This is a genomic window from Natronomonas marina (genome assembly GCF_024298905.1).
GTDB lineage: Archaea > Halobacteriota > Halobacteria > Halobacteriales > Haloarculaceae > Natronomonas > Natronomonas marina.
The window spans coordinates 2,962,418-2,986,417 of the sequence record NZ_CP101154.1 but is presented as its reverse complement, the minus strand read 5'-3'; the positions used below and the strand labels follow the sequence as shown (position 1 = coordinate 2,986,417).

The 24,000-nt window shown below is 66.4% G+C and carries 22 protein-coding genes; 16 read left to right on the top strand and 6 right to left on the bottom strand.

Annotation, left to right across the window (positions count from 1 at the left end; all coding sequences use genetic code 11):
- Positions 1 to 13 precede the first annotated feature (13 nt).
- The 11 genes from NLF94_RS15720 to NLF94_RS15670 all read left to right on the top strand — a co-directional run bounded on the left by NLF94_RS15720 (position 14) and on the right by NLF94_RS15670 (position 12,282).
- Positions 14 to 1,321 (top strand): ABC transporter substrate-binding protein, encoded by a 1,308-nt coding sequence (locus NLF94_RS15720; protein ID WP_254838581.1) that lies wholly within the window; start codon positions 14 to 16, stop codon positions 1,319 to 1,321.
- 3 nt (positions 1,322 to 1,324) lie between these two features.
- Positions 1,325 to 2,143 (top strand): ABC transporter ATP-binding protein, encoded by an 819-nt coding sequence (locus tag NLF94_RS15715; RefSeq protein WP_254838580.1) that lies wholly within the window; start codon positions 1,325 to 1,327, stop codon positions 2,141 to 2,143.
- Between the two features lies 1 nt (position 2,144).
- Positions 2,145 to 2,900 carry an ABC transporter ATP-binding protein gene (locus tag NLF94_RS15710; RefSeq protein WP_254838579.1) on the top strand — a complete coding sequence of 252 codons (756 nt, stop codon included), beginning with the start codon at positions 2,145 to 2,147 and terminating at the stop codon, positions 2,898 to 2,900.
- The gene (locus tag NLF94_RS15705; protein ID WP_254838578.1) at positions 2,897 to 4,906 is read left to right on the top strand and encodes an AMP-binding protein; all 2,010 of its coding nucleotides are present in this window, start codon (positions 2,897 to 2,899) and stop codon (positions 4,904 to 4,906) included. Before NLF94_RS15710 ends, NLF94_RS15705 begins: the two co-directional genes overlap by 4 nt.
- Complete coding sequence (locus NLF94_RS15700; RefSeq protein ID WP_254838577.1) at positions 4,899 to 6,266, top strand: branched-chain amino acid ABC transporter permease; 1,368 nt, start codon at positions 4,899 to 4,901, stop codon at positions 6,264 to 6,266. The genes NLF94_RS15705 and NLF94_RS15700 overlap by 8 nt, the downstream gene beginning before the upstream one ends.
- 97 nt (positions 6,267 to 6,363) lie before the next feature.
- Positions 6,364 to 7,425, top strand: coding sequence for a branched-chain amino acid ABC transporter permease (locus tag NLF94_RS15695; protein ID WP_254838576.1), 1,062 nt, complete (start codon positions 6,364 to 6,366; stop codon positions 7,423 to 7,425).
- 105 nt (positions 7,426 to 7,530) lie between these two features.
- Positions 7,531 to 8,457: an MBL fold metallo-hydrolase gene (locus NLF94_RS15690; protein WP_254838575.1), complete on the top strand. Its 927-nt coding sequence runs from the start codon at positions 7,531 to 7,533 to the stop codon at positions 8,455 to 8,457.
- 142 nt (positions 8,458 to 8,599) lie between these two features.
- Positions 8,600 to 9,370 carry an SDR family NAD(P)-dependent oxidoreductase gene (locus tag NLF94_RS15685; protein ID WP_254838574.1) on the top strand — a complete coding sequence of 257 codons (771 nt, stop codon included), beginning with the start codon at positions 8,600 to 8,602 and terminating at the stop codon, positions 9,368 to 9,370.
- Positions 9,371 to 9,498: 128 nt separating this feature from the next.
- Positions 9,499 to 9,954, top strand: coding sequence for a nuclear transport factor 2 family protein (locus NLF94_RS15680; protein WP_254838573.1), 456 nt, complete (start codon positions 9,499 to 9,501; stop codon positions 9,952 to 9,954).
- Positions 9,955 to 10,084: 130 nt separating this feature from the next.
- Entirely contained in the window at positions 10,085 to 10,558 is a 474-nt protein-coding gene (locus NLF94_RS15675; protein WP_254838572.1) for a MaoC/PaaZ C-terminal domain-containing protein, read from the top strand.
- A 53-nt stretch (positions 10,559 to 10,611) separates the two neighbouring features.
- A complete protein-coding gene (locus NLF94_RS15670) occupies positions 10,612 to 12,282 on the top strand; it encodes an acetate--CoA ligase (RefSeq protein ID WP_254838571.1) in 1,671 nt (556 codons plus the stop codon).
- 175 nt (positions 12,283 to 12,457) lie between these two features.
- Here NLF94_RS15670 and NLF94_RS15665 read toward each other — a convergent pair whose 3' ends face one another.
- Both NLF94_RS15665 and NLF94_RS15660 read right to left on the bottom strand, forming a co-directional pair.
- Positions 12,458 to 14,053: a sodium:solute symporter family transporter gene (locus NLF94_RS15665; protein ID WP_254838570.1), complete on the bottom strand. Its 1,596-nt coding sequence runs from the start codon at positions 14,051 to 14,053 to the stop codon at positions 12,458 to 12,460.
- Positions 14,046 to 14,201, bottom strand: a complete 156-nt coding sequence (locus tag NLF94_RS15660; protein ID WP_254838569.1) for a hypothetical protein — start codon at positions 14,199 to 14,201, stop codon at positions 14,046 to 14,048. The genes NLF94_RS15665 and NLF94_RS15660 overlap by 8 nt, the downstream gene beginning before the upstream one ends.
- A gap of 302 nt (positions 14,202 to 14,503) precedes the next feature.
- On the opposite strand from NLF94_RS15660, the gene NLF94_RS15655 reads away from it, so the two are divergent.
- A complete protein-coding gene (locus NLF94_RS15655) occupies positions 14,504 to 15,547 on the top strand; it encodes a phosphotransferase family protein (RefSeq protein ID WP_254838568.1) in 1,044 nt (347 codons plus the stop codon).
- A gap of 16 nt (positions 15,548 to 15,563) precedes the next feature.
- Here NLF94_RS15655 and NLF94_RS15650 read toward each other — a convergent pair whose 3' ends face one another.
- Positions 15,564 to 16,025 (bottom strand): hypothetical protein, encoded by a 462-nt coding sequence (locus NLF94_RS15650; protein WP_254838567.1) that lies wholly within the window; start codon positions 16,023 to 16,025, stop codon positions 15,564 to 15,566.
- Positions 16,026 to 16,181: 156 nt separating this feature from the next.
- On the opposite strand from NLF94_RS15650, the gene NLF94_RS15645 reads away from it, so the two are divergent.
- Positions 16,182 to 17,567: an acyclic terpene utilization AtuA family protein gene (locus tag NLF94_RS15645; protein WP_254838566.1), complete on the top strand. Its 1,386-nt coding sequence runs from the start codon at positions 16,182 to 16,184 to the stop codon at positions 17,565 to 17,567.
- A 2-nt stretch (positions 17,568 to 17,569) separates the two neighbouring features.
- Positions 17,570 to 17,905 carry an AtuA-related protein gene (locus NLF94_RS15640; protein ID WP_254838565.1) on the top strand — a complete coding sequence of 112 codons (336 nt, stop codon included), beginning with the start codon at positions 17,570 to 17,572 and terminating at the stop codon, positions 17,903 to 17,905.
- Positions 17,906 to 17,909: 4 nt separating this feature from the next.
- Here NLF94_RS15640 and NLF94_RS15635 read toward each other — a convergent pair whose 3' ends face one another.
- On the bottom strand, positions 17,910 to 18,683 hold the full coding sequence (locus NLF94_RS15635) for an enoyl-CoA hydratase/isomerase family protein (protein ID WP_254838564.1): 774 nt from the start codon (positions 18,681 to 18,683) through the stop codon (positions 17,910 to 17,912).
- A 184-nt stretch (positions 18,684 to 18,867) separates the two neighbouring features.
- Between NLF94_RS15635 and NLF94_RS15630 the strand changes: the two genes are divergently transcribed.
- Entirely contained in the window at positions 18,868 to 19,263 is a 396-nt protein-coding gene (locus NLF94_RS15630) for a PaaI family thioesterase (RefSeq protein WP_254838563.1), read from the top strand.
- A gap of 16 nt (positions 19,264 to 19,279) precedes the next feature.
- Here NLF94_RS15630 and NLF94_RS15625 read toward each other — a convergent pair whose 3' ends face one another.
- Together NLF94_RS15625 and NLF94_RS15620 are read right to left on the bottom strand one after the other, a co-directional pair.
- On the bottom strand, positions 19,280 to 20,062 hold the full coding sequence (locus tag NLF94_RS15625) for an SDR family oxidoreductase (RefSeq protein WP_254838562.1): 783 nt from the start codon (positions 20,060 to 20,062) through the stop codon (positions 19,280 to 19,282).
- A gap of 174 nt (positions 20,063 to 20,236) precedes the next feature.
- Complete coding sequence (locus tag NLF94_RS15620; protein WP_254838561.1) at positions 20,237 to 22,096, bottom strand: acetyl-CoA carboxylase biotin carboxylase subunit; 1,860 nt, start codon at positions 22,094 to 22,096, stop codon at positions 20,237 to 20,239.
- 114 nt (positions 22,097 to 22,210) lie between these two features.
- On the opposite strand from NLF94_RS15620, the gene NLF94_RS15615 reads away from it, so the two are divergent.
- Positions 22,211 to 23,920 carry an acyl-CoA carboxylase subunit beta gene (locus NLF94_RS15615; RefSeq protein WP_254838560.1) on the top strand — a complete coding sequence of 570 codons (1,710 nt, stop codon included), beginning with the start codon at positions 22,211 to 22,213 and terminating at the stop codon, positions 23,918 to 23,920.
- The last annotated feature ends 80 nt before the right edge of the window (positions 23,921 to 24,000 follow it).

Here is a 24,000-nt window from a genome sequence, read left to right as displayed (position 1 = left end):
ATTTGCTTGGCCCATGCGGGACGTTCTCAACAGACGGGAGTACCTGAAGCTGACCACCGGCGCTACCGGCGTGTTCGCCCTCAGCGGGTGTACGGGCAACGGCAACGGTGGCGGCAACGGCAACGGGAATGGCAACGGCAACGGGAATGGCAACGGTAACGGCAACGGCCAGTCGGCAGTGCCGCTCCCGTCGATAACCAACCGGAGCGGTCCGGGGTCGGAGAACGGCATTCCGATAGCGGAGGCCGAGGGCGACCTGATCCAGTACATAAACGACGAGGATCTGCTGGACATCGACCTCGAGTACCACGACAGGGACGCGGCCTACGATCCGACCCAGATACTGGAGGTCTACGAGGCGTTCAAAAACGAGTACGAGCCCGGGATGATACTCGGCGACGGGAGCCCGTCGGGGCACACGCTCGCCGAGACGACGGCGGCCGACGAGATACTCCAGATCATCCCGTTCGGGACGCTGAGCCCGGCGGTCGGGGTCGAGAACTCCTACCACGCGACGATCTCGAACGACTACATCACACAGAACCGCGCCGCCCTGGAGCTCATCGCCCAGGAGGACCCCGGCGCGAAGGTGAACCTCATCGTCCCGCCGGGGAATCCGGCGGGCGTCGAGTCGGCGCCGGCGCTGCAGTACGCCGAGGAACTCGACCTCGAGAGGGGCGAGGTCGTCGACCACGAACTCCAGGCGGCCAGCGCGGACTCGCTCATGGAGCGGATGGCGGCGAACGACGTCGACTGGGCGGTCCACACCACCGGTGCGCCGGCGCATACGGTCGTTCTCTCCTCGCGGGCCGAGGTCTACCCCGAGTTGAACCTGGTCGGCGTCGGCCCGGCGTGTACGGAGCGACGCGCCGCCCAGAGTCCCGACCTCTACGAGGGCACCTACTGGATCAGTTCGATGAAGACGTTCGACGAGGTGGCCTTCGGCGACGGGCCGGGCGCGGACGTCCTCCAGACGGTGTGGGAGCGGTACCGCGACGAGGACCTCGAGAACGCCGACCCGGAGGTCGCCGTCGTCGACTACATCCGGGGCATGGCCATGGTCGATCTCGCACGCCGTATCCTCGAGATTACGCTGGAGCGGGACGCGGACCCGGAGAGCGGCCCGGACCTCCGCGAGAGCCTCTACATGATCGAGGACTACGCCGGCTGGGAGACGATGGCGCCCCGGACCTACACAGAGGAGGACCCGCGGGGGAACATGGCTGCCCGCGCCTACGTCGCCGGCGACGGCGAGTGGGAGTTCCTGAACGAGATCGTCCTCGAGCGGGATGACGAGTGGCTCCCGAGCGAGATGCTCTGAACGATGCCGGAGGGCAACGGTAGCGACGAGCCGCTCGTCGTAATGGACAACTGCGAGATCGTCTACGACGAATACTTCCTGGCCTGCCAGGGAGTCTCGGTCGACGTCACCGAAGGCGACGTCGTCGCCCTCATCGGTCCGAACGGCGCCGGAAAGAGCACCATCCTGAAGATGATCTCGGGGATCGGCCAGCTCGAACGGGGACGCGTGACGCGCGGGAGCGTCCACTTCGACGGCGAGGACGTGACCAACGCCGGCCCCCAGGAGATGGTCGACCGGAACGTCACCCACGTCCTCGAGGACAGACACGTCTTCGAGACGCTGACCGTCGAGGAGAACCTCCGGTGTGGGCTCTACCGCAACGACAAGCGGTTCCGGTACGACCCCGAGGACTACGAACTCGCCTTCGAGTACTTCCCGCGGCTCGAGGAGCGACTCGACACCAAGGCGGGCTACATAAGCGGTGGCGAACAGCAGATGCTCGTGATAGCGCGGGCGCTGTTGCACAGCCCCCGGCTGCTCATACTCGACGAGCCGTCGCTCGGGCTCGCCCCACAGCTCGTCGACGATATCTTCGAGACGATCGAACGCATCAACCGCGAGGAGGAGGTGACGATGATGATCGCCGACCAGAACGTCGACAAGGTACTCGACGCCGCGGACTACGGCTACGTCGTCGAGAACGGCCAGATCGAGCTCCACGACCGAGCGGAGGAGCTGCTGCAGCGCGAGGAAATAAAGGAGTTCTTCATCGGACACGACGAGGGAGAGGACCCCTACGCCGATATCAAACACTACAAGATCCGAAAGAGGTGGGTGTGACGTGTCGGCACTATCGTGTGACGGGCTCAAGCTGTCGTACGGTTCGGTTCTGGCTGTCGACGACGTGTCGTTCTCCATCGAGGAAAACGAGTGGGTGTCGATCGTCGGGCCGAACGGCGCGGGCAAGACGAGCCTGCTGAACCTCCTCAACGGGTTCAACGAGCCCGACGAGGGGCGCATCTACCTCCAGGACGACGACATCACCCTCCTGCCGCCGTGGAAGCGGGCCAGGCGGGGGCTCGGCCGGACGTTCCAGCAGGGCGAACTGTTCGAAGACGAGGACGCCGTCGAGAACATGCTCACCATCCGGGGACTCACACGGCCGGTCCGGCTCTGGGAGGCGCTGCTGTGGGTCGGTCCCGGTCGCCGCAAGGAAGCGGAGAACGTCCGGGCGGTCGAGGAGATGATCGACTACCTCGAGCTGTGGGAGTACCGACACGATCCGGTCGGATCGCTCCCGCTCGGCATCCAGAAACGCATCAGCCTCGGCCGTTCGCTGATGCTCGACCCCGACGTCATCCTGCTCGACGAGATCATGAGCGGGCTCACCTTCGACGAGAAATACGACATGGTCCGGTTCATAAGCGACCTCTGGGAACAGGAGGGACTGACGATCATCATGATCGAACACGACCTGCAGGTGGTCACGAGCGTCTCCGAGCGCATCGTCGCGCTCAACGAGGGACGGGTGATCGCGGACGGCCCGCCGGAGACGGTCGCAAACGACCCCCACGTCAAGGAGGTGTACACCGGATGACCGGCTCGACCGGCCGCGAACTCGAGAGCGACCAGGAGAGTACGCTCCCGATCGTCGACCGGACGGACGCCCCCGAGGGAGCCCTCGAAGTGGAGGACGCCGTCCTGCTGGGGACGCTGCTGGAGAACGGACGGGACCACCCCGACGAGGTCGCGCTCCGCTGGAAACACCACGGCATCTGGACCGAGGTGACCTGGTCGGAGTACCTCGACCGGGTCCGGTTCTGCACGCTCGGGCTCGAAGATCTCGGGTTCGGCGACGGCGACGTGCTGTTTACCATCGGGTACAATCGGCCCCAGCAGCTGTGGTCGTGGTTCGCCGCCCAGGCGCTCGGCGGTATCCCGGCGCCGAACTACTCCGAGATGCTGCCGGACGACATAGCGACGCAGATCAACCTCACCGAGGCCCGGGTCGCCTTCGCGGAGGACCAGGAGATGGTCGACAAGATACTCGCCTCGAAGGACGACCTCCCGTCGCTGGAGGCCATCGTCTACCGCGACCAGAAGGGGATGTTCCGGTACGACGAGCCGGACCTGGAGCTGATCGCCTACGAGACCCTCGAGGACCGCGGTCGGGAGCTCGCAACCGGCGGCATCTCGGACTTCGAGGAGCGCGTCGCAACCCTCGAGCCGACCGACACGATCATGCTGGCTCCGACCTCGGGGACGACCGGCACGCCGAAGCGAACGCGGCTGACGAACCGCAACTTCATCAACGTCGCCCGCTCGTTCCTCGAGGTGGATCCCCTCGAGGCGGGCAGCGACTACTTCTCGGTGCTGCCCATGCCCTGGATCGGCGAACAGGTCCAGCTGATGGCGATGGCGCCCTACGAACGGTGGGTCGTCAACTTCGCCGAGGAGGAGGAGACGACGACCGAGGACTTCCGGGAGATCGGCCCGGAGTTCTTCCTCGCGTCGCCGGCGATGTACGAGGAGTTCGTCGCCGACGTGAAAGCCCAGATAGAGAACACGACCCGGTTCAAACGGTTCGTCTACGAGACGGCGATGGACATCGGTCACCGCTACGCCTCCTACGTCAGCGGCGAGAACAGCGACGAGGAGGTTCCGACGACCCTGCGGGGTCTCCACTGGCTGTCCTACTGGGTCGCCTACCGGCCGATCCTCGACAAGCTCGGCCTCAAGCAGGTGGACAACATCTACACCGGCGGCGCGCCGCTGGGAGAGGAGCACTTCCAGTTCTACCACGCACTCGGCCTGGAGATCAAGCAGGCGTGGGGCCAGACGGAGGCGTGTGCGTACGTGACGGTCCACCGCGAGGGCGACGTCCGGATGGACACCGCCGGACAGCCGCTTCCCAACATCGAGGTCGGGGAGCTGGACACCGGCGAACTCGTCGTCCGCGGGCCGACGACGACGCCGGGCTACTACCGACAGCCCGACAAGACCGAAGAGACAATCGAGGACGGCTGGATCCACACCGACGACTTCGGGACGATCACGGACGACGGACACGTCAAGATCCTCGACCGGATGGACGACGTCATCGAGATGGTCGACGGGACGACGGTCGCGCCGGTCGGCATCGAAACCCGGCTGAAGTTCAACCCGTACATCAAGGAGGCGATGGTCATCGGCGACGACCGGCCCAACCTGACGGCGATCCTGAACATCAGATACGACAACGTCGCCGAGTGGGCCGACCAAAACGACATCCAGTACAGCGGTTACAGCGAGCTCTCACAGCACCCGGCGGTGACCGACCTCCTCGAGGGCATCGTCCGGGAGACCAACGCGGAACAGGAGGTGACCATCGACCGGTTCGTCTCGCTGTTCAAGGAGTTCAACCCCGACGACGGCGAGATAACCCAGACCCGGAAACTGCGCCGGGAGCCGATCAAGGAACGGTACGACACGCTGATCGAGGCGCTGTACTCGGACCGAACGGAGGTCGAGATGACCCTGACGATCACCTACAGCGACGGCAGACAGGAGGAACAGACGGAGACGATGGCGATCACGACCGTCGGGGAGGGTACCGATGAGTGACTACCTGACCTCGCCACGCGACCGGAAGGCGGCGCTCGGGCTGTTGGCCGTGGTCGTCGTCGTGGCGGTAGCGTTCGTCGGGTTCGGTGCCAGCGCGGGCCACTCGACGGCCGCGTTGGCCGTGTTCGGGGTCGCCGCCGTCCTGACCGCCGGCACCGCGCTCCTCATTCACCGGGACAGCCCCGCAGGATGGGGGTTCGGCCTCCTTGTGGTCGGGCTGTTCATCTGGTTGCAGTTCTGGTATACGACCTTCAGCAACGGGCAACTGGGTCGGGAACTGATCGGGAGCCTGAACCTCCTGACGGCCGTGTCGGTGCTCGCGCTGTCGGTGCTGGTCGAGAACCGGAACTACTACTGGGGGCCGTTCGTCGAAGGACGGGGCGACGCCTGGAAGGTCGGCGTCGGCATCGCGGTGGCGGTCGGACTGATCGGCGTCGTCTACTTCGCCGGGGCGACGTTCACCACCGACTGGCGGCGGCTGGGCCGACTGGCGCTGCGAGGGCTCGGCCAGGGGTCGCTGTACGCGCTGCCGACCATCGGGTTCGTCCTCGTGTACAAGGTGACCGACGTGCTCAATTTCGCCCAGGGCATTCTCATCGTCCTCGGCGCGTTCACCGTCGTCATCTTCACCGACTGGGGGCTGTCGGTCCCGGCCGCGCTGGCGCTGTCGCTCGTGGCCGCCGTCGCCCTCGGCCTCTTCCTCGAGCGGTTCGTGTTCCGGCGCTTCGTCGGCGAACCGGCGCTATCGTACGTCCTCGTCACGATCGCCCTGATCTCCGTGATCGGGGGCGTCGTCGAGGCCATCGTCGGGGGGCGACTCTACTTCGGCTACCCCGACGCGATCCTTCTGGAGTCGGTGATGCTGCCGTTCGGGTTCGACATCCGTGGCTCCTTTGCGATCGGCATCGTCGCGTCGCTCGTCATTCTGGCCGCTCTCGTGGCCTTCTTCAAGTACACCGTGCTCGGGGCCGGGCTCCGAGCGGCCGCTGCCGACCAGCAGGCCGCGGTGCTGCTCGGCATCTCCATCTCCCAGGCGACGAAGATCGCGTGGGTTCTCTCGATTGCGATCACGATCATCGGCGGTATCCTGATCGGGATGTCGCTCGGCGGTGCGACGTTCAACTTCGAGATCATCATCGTGCTGATCTTCGCGGCCGCGATCTTCGGCGGTCTGGACAGCCTCATCGGCGCCTACATCGGGAGCATCGCCGTCGGGACGCTGGAGGTCCTGGGGGGGTTCTACTACACCCCCATCTACGGATCGGGGTTCGACCCGGTCCTGCCGATGCTGTTCCTGCTGGGCGTTATCATCGTGAAACCGTACGGACTGCTGGGAACGGAGCGGATCGAACGACTATGACACCAACGACTGGACGACACGTCCGACGAACGGGACGGCAACGCGCCGACGAACTGTCCGCCGACCGACCGACGGCACCGGCCGGGGGTGAGCGGTAATGCCCTGCGGCGAGTACTTCACCGAGTACACGGGACGGATGGGGCTGATCCGCTGGCGGATCGAGTGGGCCGCGCTGTTGCTCGGGCTACCGGTACCGCTACTCCTGCCCTTCTTTCTGGAGTCCATCCCGATCCTGTCCCGGACGAACGTCATCCAGATATTCATCGTCGCGGTCGCCATCCTCGGGCTGAACATCATCGTCGGGTACGCCGGCGAACTGGTGCTGGCACAGGGGGCGTTCATGGGGATCGGCGCCTACACGACCGTGAACCTCCTCGAGTTCGGTATCGGGCTGTTGCCCGCCGTGCTCGCGGGCGGGGCCCTGACGTCGGTCATCGCGCTCGTCGTCGGGCTCCCCTCCTACCGCGTGAAGGGCTACTACGTGGCGATATCGACGCTCGTTCTGCAGTTCATCGCAAACTGGTTCTTCACGAACGAGAACGCCGAGTGGCTGACCGGCGGCTCCCAGCACACCATGCCGGTCGAGATCGGGCTGATCGGCGGGGCCTTCCGGATCCAGTCGGGCAGCCTCGAACACTACTACCTGATGTTCGGTATCCTGCTCGCAGTGCTGCTCATGACCGTCAACCTGAGCCGGAGTTCGATCGGCCGCTCGATGCGCGCGGTCAGGGACAACGACCTCGCTGCCGACGTCCTCGGGCTGCAGGTGTTCAAGACGAAGCTCCTCGCGTACTTCGTCGGCGGGTTCTTCGTCGGCCTGGCCGGCGGCCTGTGGTCGTTCCACATCGGCCTCGTCGATCCCGGCCACTTCAACTTCCTCGTCACCATCGAACACTACACCATCCTCATCCTCGGCGGGCTCGGGTACGCCTGGGGTGCCCTGATCGGGACCAGTATTCTCCTGCCGTTCGACTCGCTCCTGTTCGAGTACGCGCCCGTCGTCCTCGAGCTGATCGGGGTCGACATCGCGGTCGGCGGCGTTCGCAACGCCGTCTTCGGGGCGCTCATCATCGGCGTGTTGATGGTCGAACCGAAAGGGGTGATCTCGTATCTCGCGAAGGTGAAAGAGTACTTCAGGAAGTGGCCGTTCTCCTACTGAGACGGCCGATCGTTTCCCGTCCGTCCGTTCGAGGCGGCCGGCGCGTCCGAGTTCACGTCTCGTCGCCGTGGAACCTTTTATTCCGCCGCTCCACTAGCAAGCGACATGGAGTATGAGCGAATCCAGCTGCCACAGCCGTACTACGACCCGGTGAACCTCTATCGGATCGGGGATACGCTCGTCGACACCGGCCACGTCCACTCGGACTCCCGGGAACGTCTCCGCGAGGAACTGGCTGACGGCATCTTCGACGGCGTCGAACGCGTGTTACTCACCCACTGCCATATCGACCACGCGGGCGGGAGTATGTCGATCCGAACGCTCGCCGAACGTCCACACGTCGTCTCCCGGGGGACCGAACGGGTGTTGTCGCAGTACACGTCGTACCTCGAGGACGCCCGACAGGAGATGGTGGACCTCTCCGTCCGCTTCTTCACGGACGAATCCGACGAGGGCTCCGTTCAGGAACACAACGAGACGTACTTCCCTCTCGACCGGGAGTACCTCGAAGCGGAGTTGAACGTCGCCCGCGTCGTCGAGGACGGCGACACGGTCCGTCTGGGGGACTACGACTGTGAGGTCGTTCACACGCCCGGCCACGCGGCCGGACACATCGCCGTGTACCACGAACCGTCGGGAACGATGCTCTCGGGCGACGTCCTCGCACAGAACGGACACTTCCCCTACGGGGCCGTCCACTGGAACATCGACGACTACAAGCGGAGTCTCGAACGCGTCCGCGAGTACGATCCGTCCCGACTCCTGCCGGGTCACGGCGAGCCGATGGACGATCCACGGGCGCGCATCGAGGACGCACTGACGAACGTCGAACGAGTCGAGACGGCGGTCCTGCACACCGTCGAGTCCGAGGGGCCCCTCACTGCCCAGGAACTCGCGGTCAAAGCGCTCAACGCGACGAACAGCTCGGTCGACATGCTCACCCGTGTCGCGTCGGTGTACGCCGTCCACCTCGCCGAGCAGGGGCTCATCGATGTCGAACGCCGGCCATACGTCTTCGCTCGACCGATCTGATGGTGACCGCCCCGCCCCGCCGGCCGTCACCGCTCCGGTCGCCCGGCGTCGGCGGTCCACTCGCGGATCGGTCGACGACCGATCGGCCCGGTCGCGCGCCGACCGCCGGAAGGTTTTTTCTCCCGACCGGCGACCAGCGGGCATGCAGGAGACCACCGGGTTCGACGGGAAGACGGTACTGGTAACGGGCGGGAGTTCGGGAGTCGGACGCGAGATTGCGCTCCGGGCGGCCGACCGCGGGGCGGCCGTGGTGAACGCCGACCTCCGTCGGGAACCGCGTGCGGGGGAGGTGCCGACCGACGAACTGATCGAGGACCGCGGCGGGACCGCGGCGTACGTCGAGACCGACGTCACCGACCTCGAGGCGGTTCGAGCGGCGGTCGACCGGGCCGTCGAACTGACCGGCGGGATCGACGTCGTCGTGAACAACGCGGGTCGTGCGGAGTCGTACGCGCTGACCGAGACCACCCCGGAGAACTGGTCGGCGGCGCTCTCGGTCAACCTCACCGGCGTCTACCACGGCTGTCTGGCCGGCGTCGAGCGCATGACGGCCGAGGACACCGGCGGGGCCATCGTCAACGTGGCGAGCGTCTTCGGCGTCGTCGGGGCACCGAACAGCTGTTCGTACAGCGCCGCGAAGGGCGGCGTCGTCGCGATGACGAGACAGATCGCCCGCGATTACGCCGGCGAGGGGATCCGCGTCAACGCCGTCTCGCCGGGCTTCATCGACACGCCGATGCTCCGCAGGGACACCCACGATGGAACGATCCAGTACAGCATGGAGGCGGCGCCGATGGGCCGGGTCGGCGAACCACGAGAGGTCGCCGACGCCGTTCTCTTTCTTGCCAGCGACGGGGCGAGTTTCGTCACCGGGCAGAACCTCGTCGTCGACGGCGGCTACCGTACCTCCTGATTCCGCCGGGGCGTTCGCGGCCGAAGGCGACCCGCCGCGAGCCACCGCAAATCGGCGATCCGGGCGCCGTCGTCTCGCTACCGCCCACGGACCGACGGTTTAAGACCCGTCTCGCCGTCCGTGCCAACATGGCACTGGAAGACCGACTCGCGAGGATCGAAGACAGGATCGCCATCGCCGAACTCCGACACGAGTACTGCTATCGGGCCGACGACCGCGACTGGGACGGCTTCGCGGCGCTCTTCACCGAGGATGCCCACCTCGACTTCGGCCCCGTCGGGACGTTCGACGGCCGGGCGTCGGTCCGGCGCTTCGCCGAGGAGATCGTCGGTTCCGAACACCCCTTCCTCGTCCACATGCTCCACAACCCGGTGATCGACATCGACGGGGACACGGCGACCGGCCAGTGGTACGTCGAGGTCCCGTGCACGTTCGCGGACGGGAGTGCGGGGTGGATTCAGGGCCGGTACGACGACACGTACCGTCGCGTCGACGGGGAGTGGCGCTTCGCCGAGGTCCTCACGGAGTTCAACTACCTCGCCGACTACCACGAGGGCTGGGCCGACATCGTCGCCGAGACGTAACCCCCGGCGTCGGTCGCTCCTCGGGGCGTCGAAATACCGGTCACACTCCATCCGGATACCGACAAGTGGGGATCGGAACACCGCTCGACCCACAGTTTCAATACGCTATCAGCCGTCCGATCCCGCATTCATGCCGTACAGCTACGAGCCGCACGCCTTCGAGGACTACGAGGTCGGACAGACGTTCGTCAGCCCCGGCCGAACGATCACCGAGTCCGACGTCGTGATGCAGTCGATGCTGTCGGGAGACTGGACCGAGTTCCACACCAACGCCGAGTACGCCCGCGAGTCGGCCTTCGGTCAGCGGATCGCCCACGGTCCGTTGACGTTCTCCATCGCGATCGGGCTGATGTTCCGGTGTGGCTTCCTCGAGCGTACCTCCGGCGGCCTCGCCTCGATGGACGACGTCTCGTTCGTGAACCCGCTGCCGATCGACGAGACGATTCACGTCGAACTCGAGGTCGTCGACATCCACGACATCAGCCGCGAGGACGTCGGCATGATCGACATGGCAATGACCGTCGTCACCGAGGACGACACGACGATATTCGAGTGCGTGCTGACACTCTTGATCCGTCGTCGGTCGGAACTGGAGTGGGACTGAAAGACGCGAGTGCGGGGGCATAATTTTATTTGAACCCGTGTAGTCTGTTTCACATGGAGCGTTTAGAGGCGTACTACTTCCACGAGGAGGAATGGGACGACTATCAGGACCTGTACGACTCCTTCGAGTGGCAGGTCCCCGAGGAGTTCAACGCCGCCGACTACGTCTGCGACCGGTGGGCCGACGCCGACGAGGAGCGGACGGCGCTGTACTTCGAGGACGACGCGGACACGGCCGAGTCGTACACGTTCGCGGACATCCGCGACGAGGCCAACCGCCTGGCGAACTACCTCGCCGCACAGGGCATCGAGCGCGGCGACCGCATCGGGGTGAACCTGCCGCAGCGACCCGAGACGCTGATGGCACACATCGCGGCCTGGAAGCTCGGCGCCGTCTCGGTGCCGCTGAGTACGCGGTTCGGGCCGGACGCCCTGGAGTACCGCCTCGGCGATTCGGGGGCCAAGGCGGCCGTCATCGACGCCTCGAACATCGGCCCCTACCGGCAGATGAAGGACTCGCTGTCCGACCTCGATACGACGCTGACCGTCGGCGACGTCGAGGTGGCGGACGACGAGACGGATTTCTGGGAGGCCATCGAGGAGGAGTCGGCCGATTTCGAGAACGCGACCACCGCCGCCGAGGACGACCTGATCATCGTCTACACGAGCGGGACCACGGGGGCACCGAAGGGCGTCCGGCACGCCCACCGCGTGCTGCTCGGCCACCTGCCGTCGTATCTCACCGCCTGGTGTAACCTGGAGCTGAACGACGACGACGTGTTCTTCTCGCCGGCCGAGTGGGCCTGGGTCCTCGTGTTCGACTACGTGTTCCCGACGATGTTCTACGGGCTGCCGCAGGTGGCCTACGACGGTGGCGAGTTCGACCCCGAGGCGGCATTCGAGCTGATCGACCGCTACGACGTGACGAGCTACTTCGCACCGCCGACGGCGCTGCGGATGATGCGGGCCGCCGGCGTCGAGACGTACGACGCCGAGACCGTCCGGGTCGTGCCGACCGGCGGCGAGCCCGTCGGCGTCGACATCGTCGAGTGGGTCGACGAGCGGTTCGAGGGAGCGGTACTGAACGAGGTGTACGGCCAGACGGAGGCGAACCTGCTGGTCGGCTCCTGTGAGGCGCTGATGGACGTCCCGATCGGGAAGATCGGCGTCGAGTTCCCCGGCCACGAGGTCAGGCTGGCCGACCAGCACGACCCCTCCGAGACGGTCGCCCCCGGCGAGGTCGGCGAGTTCGCCGCGAAGTACGAGGGCGACCCCGTCTGTTTCAAGGAGTACTGGAACAAGCCGGACAAGACCGAGGCGAAGATCCGCGACGGGTGGGTGCTGACCGGCGACCTCGGCGTGAAGGACGAGGACGGCTACTACTCGTTCCACAGCCGCAAGGACGACGTGATCCTCACCGCCGGCTATCGCGTCGGCCCCAGCGAAATCGAGGAGTCGCTGGCCGACCACCCCGCCGTGGCCAACGCCGGCGTCATCGGCGTCCCCGACGACGAGCGCGGCGAGGTACCCAAGGCCTTCGTCGTCCTCGCGGGCGACGACGAGCCGACCGAGGAACTGAAAGGCGAACTCAAACAGTACGTGAAGGACAATCTGGCGATGTACGAGTACCCCCGCGAACTCGAGTTCATCGACGAACTCCCGAAGACCGTCACCGACAAGGTCCGACGCAAGGACCTCCGCGAGCGGGAAGGACTGGACGACTGACGGCAGGCGGTCGTCGGCGGTCGTCGTTTTGTGTCGGGCACTAACGCGAGGCGGTCGTCGTTTTCGCTGATCGCTACCACTGAAGCCCCCGCCGTCCTCGACGGGGGAGGCGGGGCGCTACCGTGATGGTCTCGGATCGTGCGAAAAACCCGCGAAAGCCGGACCGCTCGCGCCCTCAGTCGTCGCTCGGAACGCCCTCCGGCTGCGTCGAGGACGACCCGTCGCCGAGTTTCGGCGTGTCCATAGCGATCTGTGTCTCCCTGTCGAGGTCCTCGTAGGTGTTCGAGGAGGTCACGAGCGAGACGGCGATGAACACGACGACGCCGGCGACGGTAGCGACCTGTCCGCCCAGGAAGCCCATCGGCAGGGTCAGGAGGCCGAACTGGCCGCCGTACGCCAACACGAGCGTCAACACGAGGGCGGTGCTCCCGCCGGCGAGCAGCCCCTCGGTCGTGGCGCCCTTCCAGTTGTAGCCGAAGACGATGCCGGGCAGGAGCACGCTCACGAAGATGCCCCAGCCAGCAGCGCCGAGGACGAACACCAGCGAGCCGGAGCCGGCCGCCAGCGCGAACGCGCCGACGAGCACGGCCGCCGTCGTGATCCGTCCGTACAGGACCTCCTGGTCGTCGGTGAGGTCCTTGCCCATGTACTCGCTGACGACGTCGTGCATGATCGAGGCCGCACCGAGGTTCAGGAAGGCGTTGCTCGTCGACATCACGGCCGCGATGACCGCCACGAGGACGAACGCCGCGATGAACGGCGGCGCGAAGTTGATGAGCGCCAGCGGCATCGCGGTGTCGGGGTTGGGCACCTGGATGGAGCCGTCGATGACGGCCGCCCGCATGACCGGGCCAGTCCACCAGATCAGCGTCGTCACCAGGTACGCGCCGCCGGTGATCAGCGCGCCCCACTTGAGCGCGCCGACGGTCCGGGTCATGTAGAACCGCGTGATGAGGTGCGGCAGCGCCGGAATCGTGAACATGATGATGATCACCGAGAGGCTGAGCCCGATGGGCGCGACACCGCCGGCACCCAGCAGCTTCAGCTGCAGGAGCTGGGGTGCCTCCGCGGAGAGCGTTCCCATCGCCCCACCGAGGCCGCCCGGATAGTTGGTGAACAGGTACCAGCCGGTGAACAGCCCCGCCAGCGCCATCATCGCGCCCTGCACTGCGTCCGACCAGATGGCCGCCAGGATGCCGCCGAGGACGGTGTACAGCCCGACCACGATGAAGCTTATCAGCAGCGCCTCGAAGAACCCGACCGGCAGGATCAGCGAGCCGATGACGCCCAGCGCCGCGTACTGGGCGGCCAGGTAGCCGATGACGCCCAGGAAGACGGCGGTGGCGGCCAGCAGCCGCGCCCGTTCGTCCTTGAACCGGTGGTAGACGGCGTCCGGGGCAGTCATGGCGTTTTTCACCTCGCCCAGCACCCGCATCTTCCGCGCCAGGAGGAAGTACCCCAGCACCATCCCGAAGGGCGCGAACGTGAACCAGACGAGCGGTTCCAGCCCGAGCAGGTGGTACGTGCCCGGGGTCCCGACCAGTCCCCACCCGCTCTGGATGGACGCGAACGCCGACAGCGCGATGACCCACAGTCCGGCGCCACGACCGGCGGCGTAGTAGTCCTCCTCACTGTCCTGCGAACGCGAGGCGTACAGTCCGATCCCGATCATCACGAGCGAGAACACGACGAACAGCGCGATGGCCGCGTTCGACGAGAAGTCGATCGGCAACTCCTGCCCCCACGTCTGCAGCGGGATCCGTTCAATCATTGCGATCACCCTCGTCCACCATCGCCTGAATTTCCTCGGCCGGGAGCGGCTCGAACTGCCATCCGACGTACAGTGCCGAAACGATGAACAGCAGGATGATCGCGGCGTACGTTGCGACCGTCAGTGTTGGTATTCCTGATACTGCCATGCTAGCCCATGACGGACCTCAATATCATACGTATTAAAACCATGGGTTGGTTGTGTAGGGTTTGTACAGCTACGTCGGTTAGAAATCCGAATGGAGGTAAATTTTTGATTTTATTTGGAGTAATATTGTCGAAGCGTTCGATTACAGCACGGGGTCTCGGAACGCGATACGGCACATCCCGCGGTGGGTAAACGCCGCTTACCTGCGTGGGCAAACTACTAATATCCGCGCCGGCGAACCGCCGGTATGGCAGGCTTCGAGCCCGCAACGCGTACCGACGGCGGACGTTTCGGGGGCGATCCATGACCGAGCCCGTGACGACGGACGCCCTCGAGGAGTATCTGGTCGGACGGTTCGGAACCGAGACGGTGGCCGTACGCGACCTGGTCAAACACCCCGAGGGGTGGTCCCGGAACACCTACTCCTTTACCGCGACGTGGGACGACGAGGGGGAGACCACGAACCGGTTCGTCCTGCGGTCGGAGGCCGAGGGCGGCGTGCTCGACACCGACCTCGAGAAGGAGTACCGGGTCATGGACGCGGCCCAGGAGACGGACGCTCCCGTTCCGCGGACGCACTGGTACGAGGCCGACCCGGACGTCATCGGGGCGCCGTTCTTCGTCGTCGATCACGTCTCCGGGGAGGCGCCGAATACGTGGCGCGGCTCCGACCGGGCGATGCTCGAGGACGCCTGGGAGACACGCAACGGGCTCCCCGAGGGGTTCGTCGACGCCGCCGCGGAGGTCCACTCGATGTCACCGGAGGACGTCCCGTTCATGGAGAACCCTGGCGTCGACGGCGTCGTCGAGCGGGAACTCGACCGCTGGGTCGGCAAGTACGAAAGCCACGACCTCCGTTCGGAGCCGATCGTCGACGAGGCGATCCGGTGGTTCCGGGAGAATCCTCCCGAAATCGACGAACTCACCGTCGTTCACGGCGACTTCCGCATCGGCAACATGCTCATCGACGACGGGGAGATAACGGCGCTTCTGGACTGGGAGATGGCCCGACTCGGGGACCCGATGTACGACCTCGGCTACTCGAGTATGCCGTATCTGGCGGGGAAGCTGATCGACGAACCGACGGAACTGGTCTGTGCCGTCGCCGACCGGGAGTGGTACTACGACCGGTACGAGGAGCTGACCGGGCGGACGGTCGACCGCTACGCCGTCGAGTACTGGCAGGCGTTCGCCATCTTCGTGATGATCACCATCCTGCTCACCGGGGTCGACCGGTACGACCGCGGCGAGAGCGACGACGTCCGGCAGGTGTGGCTCCAGTACCCGATCCCCGGACTCCTCGAGGACCTCCTCGAAATACTTCGGAACCACGTCGAGACCGCCTGAACGCCACCCCGAGCGACTACTCCGTTCGACCCAGAACGTGGAGTTGGCTCTCGACGCGGTGCTCGAACAGCTCGTAGAGGCGGGCCCGCGCCTCCGGCGTCTCCGCCCCGAAGGTCCCGTCGTCGACGGCGCGCTGCAGTTCGCCGAGCGTCTCCCGGACGGCGGTCTCGACATCGTCGGCGTTCCCGATGACGGGCTCGACCGCCTCGACCCGTTCGCGCTGGTCGGCCACGAAGGCGTCGGCGGCCGCCCCGCCGACCCCTTCGAGTTCGTCGAGCGCGTCGAGCAGCGCCCGGCGCCGTTCGAGGATCGACTCGTCGCGGTGCTCGACCTCGCGCGCGAGGAACCCGAGCGTACTCGACATCGACCCGACCTGAGCGCGGACGAACGTCGACTCCTCGCCGATGGCGTCGACGACCGTGTCGGCGGTGAACTCCGAGAGCCGACCGAGGACGGTCGACGGTGGAACGTATGGCATCCCGTCACGATACTGCGCCGAGAACGCCTTATAGGTTTCCCAGGGCGCCCGTCTCGCGGGTGCCCGACACCGCCCCTCGGTCGGCCGACGGCGGCGCAGTCCCGCCATTCGCCCCGACCCAACCATTATTACGCTGTGTCTCGAACCTCGCCGGTAATGGTTCGCATAGGCTACGCGTCCGGGTACTGGGGCGACGATCCGCAGGCCTTGGAGCGGCTGCTCGAGAACCCGCCCTCGCTCGACTACGTGGCGATGGACTACCTCGCGGAGACGACGATGGCGATCCTCAAACGGCAGTACGACGAGGACGACTCGCTGGGGTACGCCCGCGACTTCCCGGACCACGTCGCCGATTCGCTGGAACGGCTCGTCGAGGACGACGTGACGCTTTTGGCGAACGCCGGCGGCGTGAACCCGGAGGCGTGCCGCGATGCGGTCTTCGAGGTCGCCGAGTCAGTCGACGAGCCGGTGACCGTCGCCGCGGTCTCCGGGGACGACATCTACGACCGGGTGCCGGACCTCCGCCGGCAGGGTGTCTCTTTCGAGAACATGGACACCGGCGAGTCCTTCGAGACCATCGAGGGCGATCTGGTCTCGGCGAACGCGTACCTCGGGGCGTTCCCGCTCGTGGAGGCCCTCGAGGCCGACCCGGACCTCCTCGTCACCGGGCGATGCGTCGACGCGGCGCTGGTGATGGCGCCGCTCGTCCACGAGTTCGGCTGGGAGCCCGACGATATCAACCGACTGGCCAGCGGAGCGGTCGCGGGACACATCCTCGAGTGTGGGGTGCAGGCGACGGGCGGGGTCTTCACCGACTGGCAGGAGGTGGACTTCGACCGGATGGGGTTCCCGATAGCCGAGTTCGAGCCCGACGGCGAGTTCGTCGTCACGAAACCCGACGATACCGGCGGGATGGTGACGACCGAGACGGTCAAAGAACAGCTCGTCTACGAGATCAAGGACCCGAACGCCTACCAGTTGCCGGACGTCACCGTCGACTTCACGTCGCTCTCGCTCGAACAGGTCGGCGAGGATCGCGTCGCGGTCACGGGCTGTTCCGGGGCTGAACCGCCGGATTCGCTGAAGGTAACCGCCCTCTACACGGACGGGTACAAGGCGCAGTTGCTGGTCCTCTACTCGTGGCCGGAGGCCCTCGAGAAGGCCCGCAAGGCCGAGGAGATAATCGAACGGCGTCTCGAACGGGCCGGGGTCGATCCCGGTTCTGACCTCGAAATCGAGGCCGACTTCGTCGGCTACGACGGCGCCCATCCCGGCATCGCACCGGAGCCGGCCGACCCCAACGAGATCGTCCTCCGGATGGCCGTGAAGTCCGACGAGAAGGGTCCGATCTACGAGTTCGGCAAGCAGGCCATGGCGATCGGCACCGGCGGACCGCCGACGTGGGCACCCGTCGAAGCCGGGCGACCGAAGCCGAAAGACGTGCTCGCCTTCTGGCCGTGTACGGTCCCGAAGAGCGACGTCTCCCCGACCGTCACGGTCGACACGACGGCCCCCGAACTCTCCGTGGAGGCGGACGACTGACCATGGTCCTGCTCCGGGAGATCGCCCACGCTCGCTCCGGCGACAAGGGGAACGTCTCGAACGTCGGCGTCCTCGCCCGCGACCCCGCCTACTACGAGGTGATACGGGAGGAGGTGACCGAGGAACGGGTCGCCGACCACTTCGACGAGCTGTGTGACGGTGCGGTCACTCGCTACGAGATGCCGAACATCCACGGCTTCAACTTCGTCCTCGAGGAGGCGCTCGGGGGCGGCGGGATGAGTTCGCTACAGCTCGATCACCTCGGCAAGACCTACAGCGGCGCGATCCTCCGGATGGAGATCGACGCCGACCTGCCGTCGGAAGACGTCCCCGAGTGACCGGTCAGTAGCCCTCCCACTCCGGCTCCCGGTCCTCGAGGAACGCCGTGGCGCCCTCCTCGAGATCCCGGCTCTTGTAGATCGGGGCGCGGTAGGCGCTCATCGCGTCGATCGCCTTCGTCGTGTTCATGTCCTCCGTCTCGCGGAACGACCGCATCCCGACCCGGAGGGTGAGCGGGCTGAAAGACGCGACCTGTCGGGCGACCTCCCGCGCCCGGTCGGTGGGGTTCTCCGCGACCTCGGTCACCAGCCCGATCTCGGCGGCCCGTTCTGCGGAGATGAGCTCCCCCGTCAGCGCCAGCTCGAGCGCCCGCCCGTCGCCGAGCCGATCGCGCAACAGCGGGAGGATGGCGAACGGGAACATCCCGATGCGGATCTCGACGGTCCCGAAGCTTGCATCCGGGTCGGCGTACGAGAGGTGGCAGCCGGCGACGATGCCCGTCCCGCCGCCGACGGCGTCCCCGTTGACGCCCGCCACGATCGGCTTCCTGTACTCGGCGAGTCGCTTGAGGAGGTCCGTCGAGGCCTCTTCGAGGAGTTCGACCGGCGACTGCTCCCGCATCTCCTGGAACTCCTCGAGGTCGCCGCCCGAGCAGAAGGCGGGGTCCTCCCCGGTCAACAGCACCACCCGGACCTCGTCGTCGTCCGCGGCGCGGTCGAGCGCGTCGATCGTGTCGGCGATCAGCGCCTGGCTCAGCGCGTTCCGTTTGTCCGGCTGATCGAAGGTTACCTCCGCGACGTTCTCGCTGACGTCGTACTGGATCGCGTCGTATGCCATCGAAGTATCGTTTCCGTAGACTCTCCATAAACATTCGGGAGCAAGTTTCCGGGCGACCGAGGGACACCCGAGGCGCCGTCCGCTGACGAGTCGGCGATCTCGAGTCGCTCCGGTCGGCCCCGTCCCGCCGAATCCCCCGCCCCCGCCCAGTAGACATTTGCTGCTGAAGCGCGTGCTGGGTGACGTGACCGACATCGAAGCGATACGGCGCCGAATCGAGGACGATCCGTACTGCGAGCTGCTCGGGATCGAACTCGTCGATCTCGAGGCCGGCGTCGCCACGACGCGTCTGGAGGTGACCCCGGCGTTGACGAACTTCTACGGGATGCCCCACGGGGGAGCGATCTACTCGCTGGCCGATGCGGCGTTCGCGGCGGCCTCTAACTCCCACGGGGAGACGGCGGTCGCCATGGAGGCGAACGTCTCCTATCTCTCCGAGGTCGATACCGGCACCGTGCTCACCGCGACCGCACGGGAGACGCACGTCTCGGGTCGAACCGGGGAGTACGAGGTCGTGGTCTCCGAGGAGAGCGGAGGCCGGGTGGCGACGTTTCGGGGTCGCGCCTACCGGCCCGGATAGGGCCGAGGCCGTGGGTTCACAGCCGCGCCGTGAGACCGCTGTCGACGTGGAGAACCTGTCCGCTGACGTCGTGGCTGTCCTCGCTGCAGAGCATCGTGACCGCCGTCGCTATCGATTCCGGCGGCGTGATCTCACCGAGCGGCGTCTGGTCTACGAGCATGTCCATGAACTCCTGGGCGTCCTCCGAGGTGGTGGCGTAGTACTCCGAGGAGTCGGTCCGGGAGACCCCGACGTTTATCGAGTTCGCCCGGATCCCGTCCTCGCCGTGCTCGGCGGCGACGTACTTCGTGAGCTCCTCGAGTGCGGCCTTGGCGGCACCGAGGAGTCCGTGTCCCGGCATCGCGTAGGTGGCGTCGATCCCCGAGATCGAGACGATCCGTCCACCCTCGTCCATGAGTTCGACCGCCCGCTGGACCGAGAGAACGAACCCGTGCACGCTGAGGTCGAACGTCAGGTCGATCTCCTCTCTGGAGACGTCGGCGAGCGGCTTGAACGCGGTCACCGCAGCGTTGTGGACGAAGACGTCGATGCGTCCGAACTCCTCGTCGACGGCGTCGAACAGCGCGTCGACGCCGTCGGTCCGCGAGAGGTCCGCCTGCACGGCGGTCGCCGTCGCCTCCGGGTGCACCGCCTCGATCTCTTCGACGACTTCGGCGGCGGCCGCCTCGTTCGAGCGGTAGTTGACGACGACGTCCGCACCACGGCTCCCGAACTCGATGGCCGTGGCGCGCCCGATCCCCCGGCTACTTCCGGTGATGACGACCGTCTCGCCGAGGAACTGCTCGTCGTTTCCGGCCATGGTCAGCGGTCCCCCGTTCCGTGATCCGGTTCGCTGCCGGCAGTCAGGTCGGCTTTGCGGCTCCGCCGGGTCGCTGCTGTCCGTCGCATATAGTACGCTCTTTCATCCAATATCGTCATAAAGCTTCGGTCAACTTCGGGCGGCGCTGCCGCCGTCACGCCGACAGCGGGACGCTCACTCGGTGTCGAGACGGAACAGCGGATCGCCGGCGGTGACGCTGTCGCCCTTCTCGACGAACCGTTCGGCGACGACGCCCGTCCGGGTTGCCGTCACCTCGTTTTCCATCTTCATCGACTCCAGGGAACAGACGGTGTCGCCCGCCTCGACGGCGTCCCCCACGTCGACTCGCACGCCGATCAGCGTCCCGTCCATCTCCGCCGCGACGACGCCGTCGCCGTCGTCGACGTCGACGGGATCGGTGGTGTCGGCGCCCGTGTCGGCGCTTTCGGTCGTCCCGGCGGTGGCTCCCGCCGAGCCGTCCGTCGAGGGGTTCGCCGTCACCCGTTCGCTCGCCGCTCGACCCCCGGCGACTGGCTCTCCCTCGAGGCGGACGTCGAACTGCTTTCCGCCGACGGTGACGGTCAGGGTCCGCTCGGAGTCGGGGGAAGCCTCCTCGTCGTCTCCGCCGAACCGTTCGGTGCCCTCCGCGAGCCGTTCCCGGTCGATCCCGTCGAGGTACTTCGTCGTGTGCAACCCGTCGACGAAGGTGTCGTCGTCGAGCATCAGCCGGTGAAACGGGATCGTCGTCTGGACGCCGGCGAGGTCGAACTCCGCGAGCGCGCGGTCCGAGCGGGCCAGACACTCCTCGCGGTCGCCGGCGTGGACGATCAGCTTCCCGATCAGGGAGTCGTAGTCGCTCCCGATGTCGTCCCCCTGCCGGATCGCGTCGTCGAGACGGACCCCGATCCGACCGGGTGGGTCGTACCTGGTAACCGTCCCCGTGGTCGGCTCGAAGTCCTCCCCTGCGCTCTCGGCGTTGATGCGGTACTCGATTGCGTGGCCGTCGAGTTCGACGTCGTCCTGCGAGAAGTCCAGTTCCTCGCCCGCGGCGACCCGGATCTGCCACTTGACGATGTCGATGCCGGTCAACTCCTCGCTGACGGTGTGTTCGACCTGGATACGGGTGTTGACCTCCAGGAAGTAGAAGTCAGCGTCGGTGCCGAGCAACTCGTCCGGCCCTCGTTCGGGGTCGTCCTCGACGAGGAACTCGACCGTGCCGGCGTTGGTGTACCCCGTTTCGCCGATTCCCCGTCTTGCGGCCTCGCTGATCTCCTCGCGGAGTTCGTCGGTCAGGGCGGGTGACGGTCCCTCCTCGATGACCTTCTGGTGGCGGCGCTGCAGCGAGCAGTCCCGCTCGCCGAGGTGCCGGACGTTGCCGTGTTCGTCGGCCAGGATCTGGACCTCGACGTGGCGGGGGGTCTCGAGGTAGCGCTCGAGGTACACCGAGTCGTTGTCGAAGTAGGCCTCGCCCTCGCGTTTGGCGCTCTCGAGTTCGGCCTCGACGTCGTCGTCGCTCCGGACGACCTTCATGCCGCGGCCGCCGCCGCCGCCCTCGGCCTTGATGGCGACGGGGTAGCCGTGTTCCTCGCCGAACTCGTCGACCGCCTCGGCGGTCTCGACGGGGTCGGTCGTCCCCGGAACGATGGGGACGCCCGCCTCGTCCATGACCGTTCTGGCCTTCGTCTTCTCGCCGAGCAGTTCCATCGACTCGGCGGAGGGACCGATCCACGTCACCCCCTCGACGTCCTCGACTTTGCCGGCGAACTCGGCGTTCTCCGCGAGGAAGCCGTAGCCGGGGTGGATGGCGTCGGCGTCGGCCTCCTCGGCGGCCTCGATGACCGCCTCGTGGTCGAGATACGACTCGGCTGCACGCGCCGGCCCGATGTTGTAGGCCTCGTCGGCGTACCTGACGTGGCCGCCCTCCTCGTCGGCGTCGCTGTAGACGGCGACGGTGTCGACGCCGAGTTCCTCGCACGCGGCCATGACCCGGACGGCGATTTCGCCCCTGTTGGCGACTAACACCTTGTCGAACATGAGCCAACAATCGATTTGCGGGGTTGTTATACTTGTCCTTCCACCCGACGGCTCGGTCGGTCCCCGGATCGATCCGACGGTAGGTTATTTACCCCGGAACGCACTGTGTCAACCATGGAAGTCTCCGGCGCGTTCGGCGACACCACCGACCAGGAACGGGATGCGATAGCGGCGGCCCTCGCAAAGCACTTCGGCGCGAGCGTCCGACTCGTCGAGGAGTCCGACGGAAGCGTCGTCACGACCGAAGACCGGATCGGCCTCCCGAGACGGGACTTCGAGGGAGGGGCAGCGACCGAGCGCGAGCAGGCCGTCATCGACGAGATAGAGGATATCCTCCAGGGCGGTCCCGAGCGGGGCCACGAGAAGCTCGAACGGATCGGCAAGCTGTTCGTCAGAGAGCGGATCGACCGGATGTTCGACGAGATCCTCTTCGAGGACGGCACGTTCGCCCAGTACGAGGCCGAGGAGAACCTCGCGGGCGATGCGATCGTGACGGGCGCGGGGATGATCGACGGCCGGAAGGCCTTCTTCGCCGCCAACGACTACACGGTCAAGGCCGGCACCTTCGCGGACAAGTCCCTCGAGAAGCTCATCCGCATCCAGGAACAGGCGATCGAGACCGAGGCCCCGATCATCTACCTCATCGACTCCAGCGGGGGCCGGATCGACGTCCAGTCGACCTTCTATGCGAACCGGTACCACGGCGGCAAGCAGTTCTACAACCAGTGTGTCATGTCCGGTCGCGTGCCACAGATCGCGGTCATGTACGGGCCGAACTTCGCGGGGACGGCCTACCAGCCGGTCTTCAGCGACTACCTCATCATGGTCCGGGACATCAGCGCGATGGCGATCGCGAGCCCGCGGATGGTCGAGATGGTGACGGGCGCCGAAACCACGATCGAAGAGCTCGGTGGTCCCGAGATGCACGCCCGCAACACGGGGAGCGTCGACCTCGTCGTCGACGACGAAGCGGAGGCCAACAACGCCGTCCACCGGCTGCTCGATTACCTGCCCCAGAACTACACGGAGCGACCCGACCGAAGGCAGGCGACCCCGCCCGCGGGCGACCCCCGGGAGATAGACACCGTCGTTCCGAACGATCCGAACGAGGGGTACGACGTCACGGAGTTGATCGACCGGGTCGTCGACGAGGGCTCGTATCTCGAGCTCAAACCCGAGTTCGCCTCCGAGATGATAACGGCGCTGGCACGGATCAACGGGCGGACGGTCGGCATCGTCGCCAACCAGCCCGCCGTCAGGGCGGGAGCGATATACCCCGACTCCAGCGAGAAAGCCGCGGGATTCGTCTGGCAGTGTGACGCCTACAACATCCCGCTGCTGTACCTCTGTGATTCGCCCGGCTACATGGTCGGCGAGGAGGTCGAACGCGACGCGATCCTGCAGAAGGGGCGGAAGCTCATCTTTGCGACCTCGTGTGCGACCGTCCCCAAGGTGGCTGTATTCGTCCGGAAAGCCTACGGAGCGGCGACCTACGCGATGGCCGGCCCCGCCTTCGATACCGACGCGACGCTGGCGTTCCCGAGCGCCGAAATCGCCGTGATGGGTCCGAAGGCGGCGGTCAACGCCGTGTACGCGAACAAACTCTCCGACATCGACGACCCCGAAAAGCGAAAACAGCGCGAACAGGAACTCCGCGAGGAGTACCGCGAGGACATCGACATCCACAAACTCGCCTCCGAGATGGTCGTCGACGAACTCGTCCCGCCCCGCGACCTCCGGGCGGAGGTCGCAAACCGGCTGGAAGTGTACGACGGGAAGGAAAAGTACCGTCCGGGCCGGAAACACGGCGCGATGCTGTTCTGATCCCGATCTGGACGACTATCCCGTCCTCGACTGGAGTCCGTCCTGGCGCCCGGTCTTACCTTCCCGTCGCGGTTCCGCTC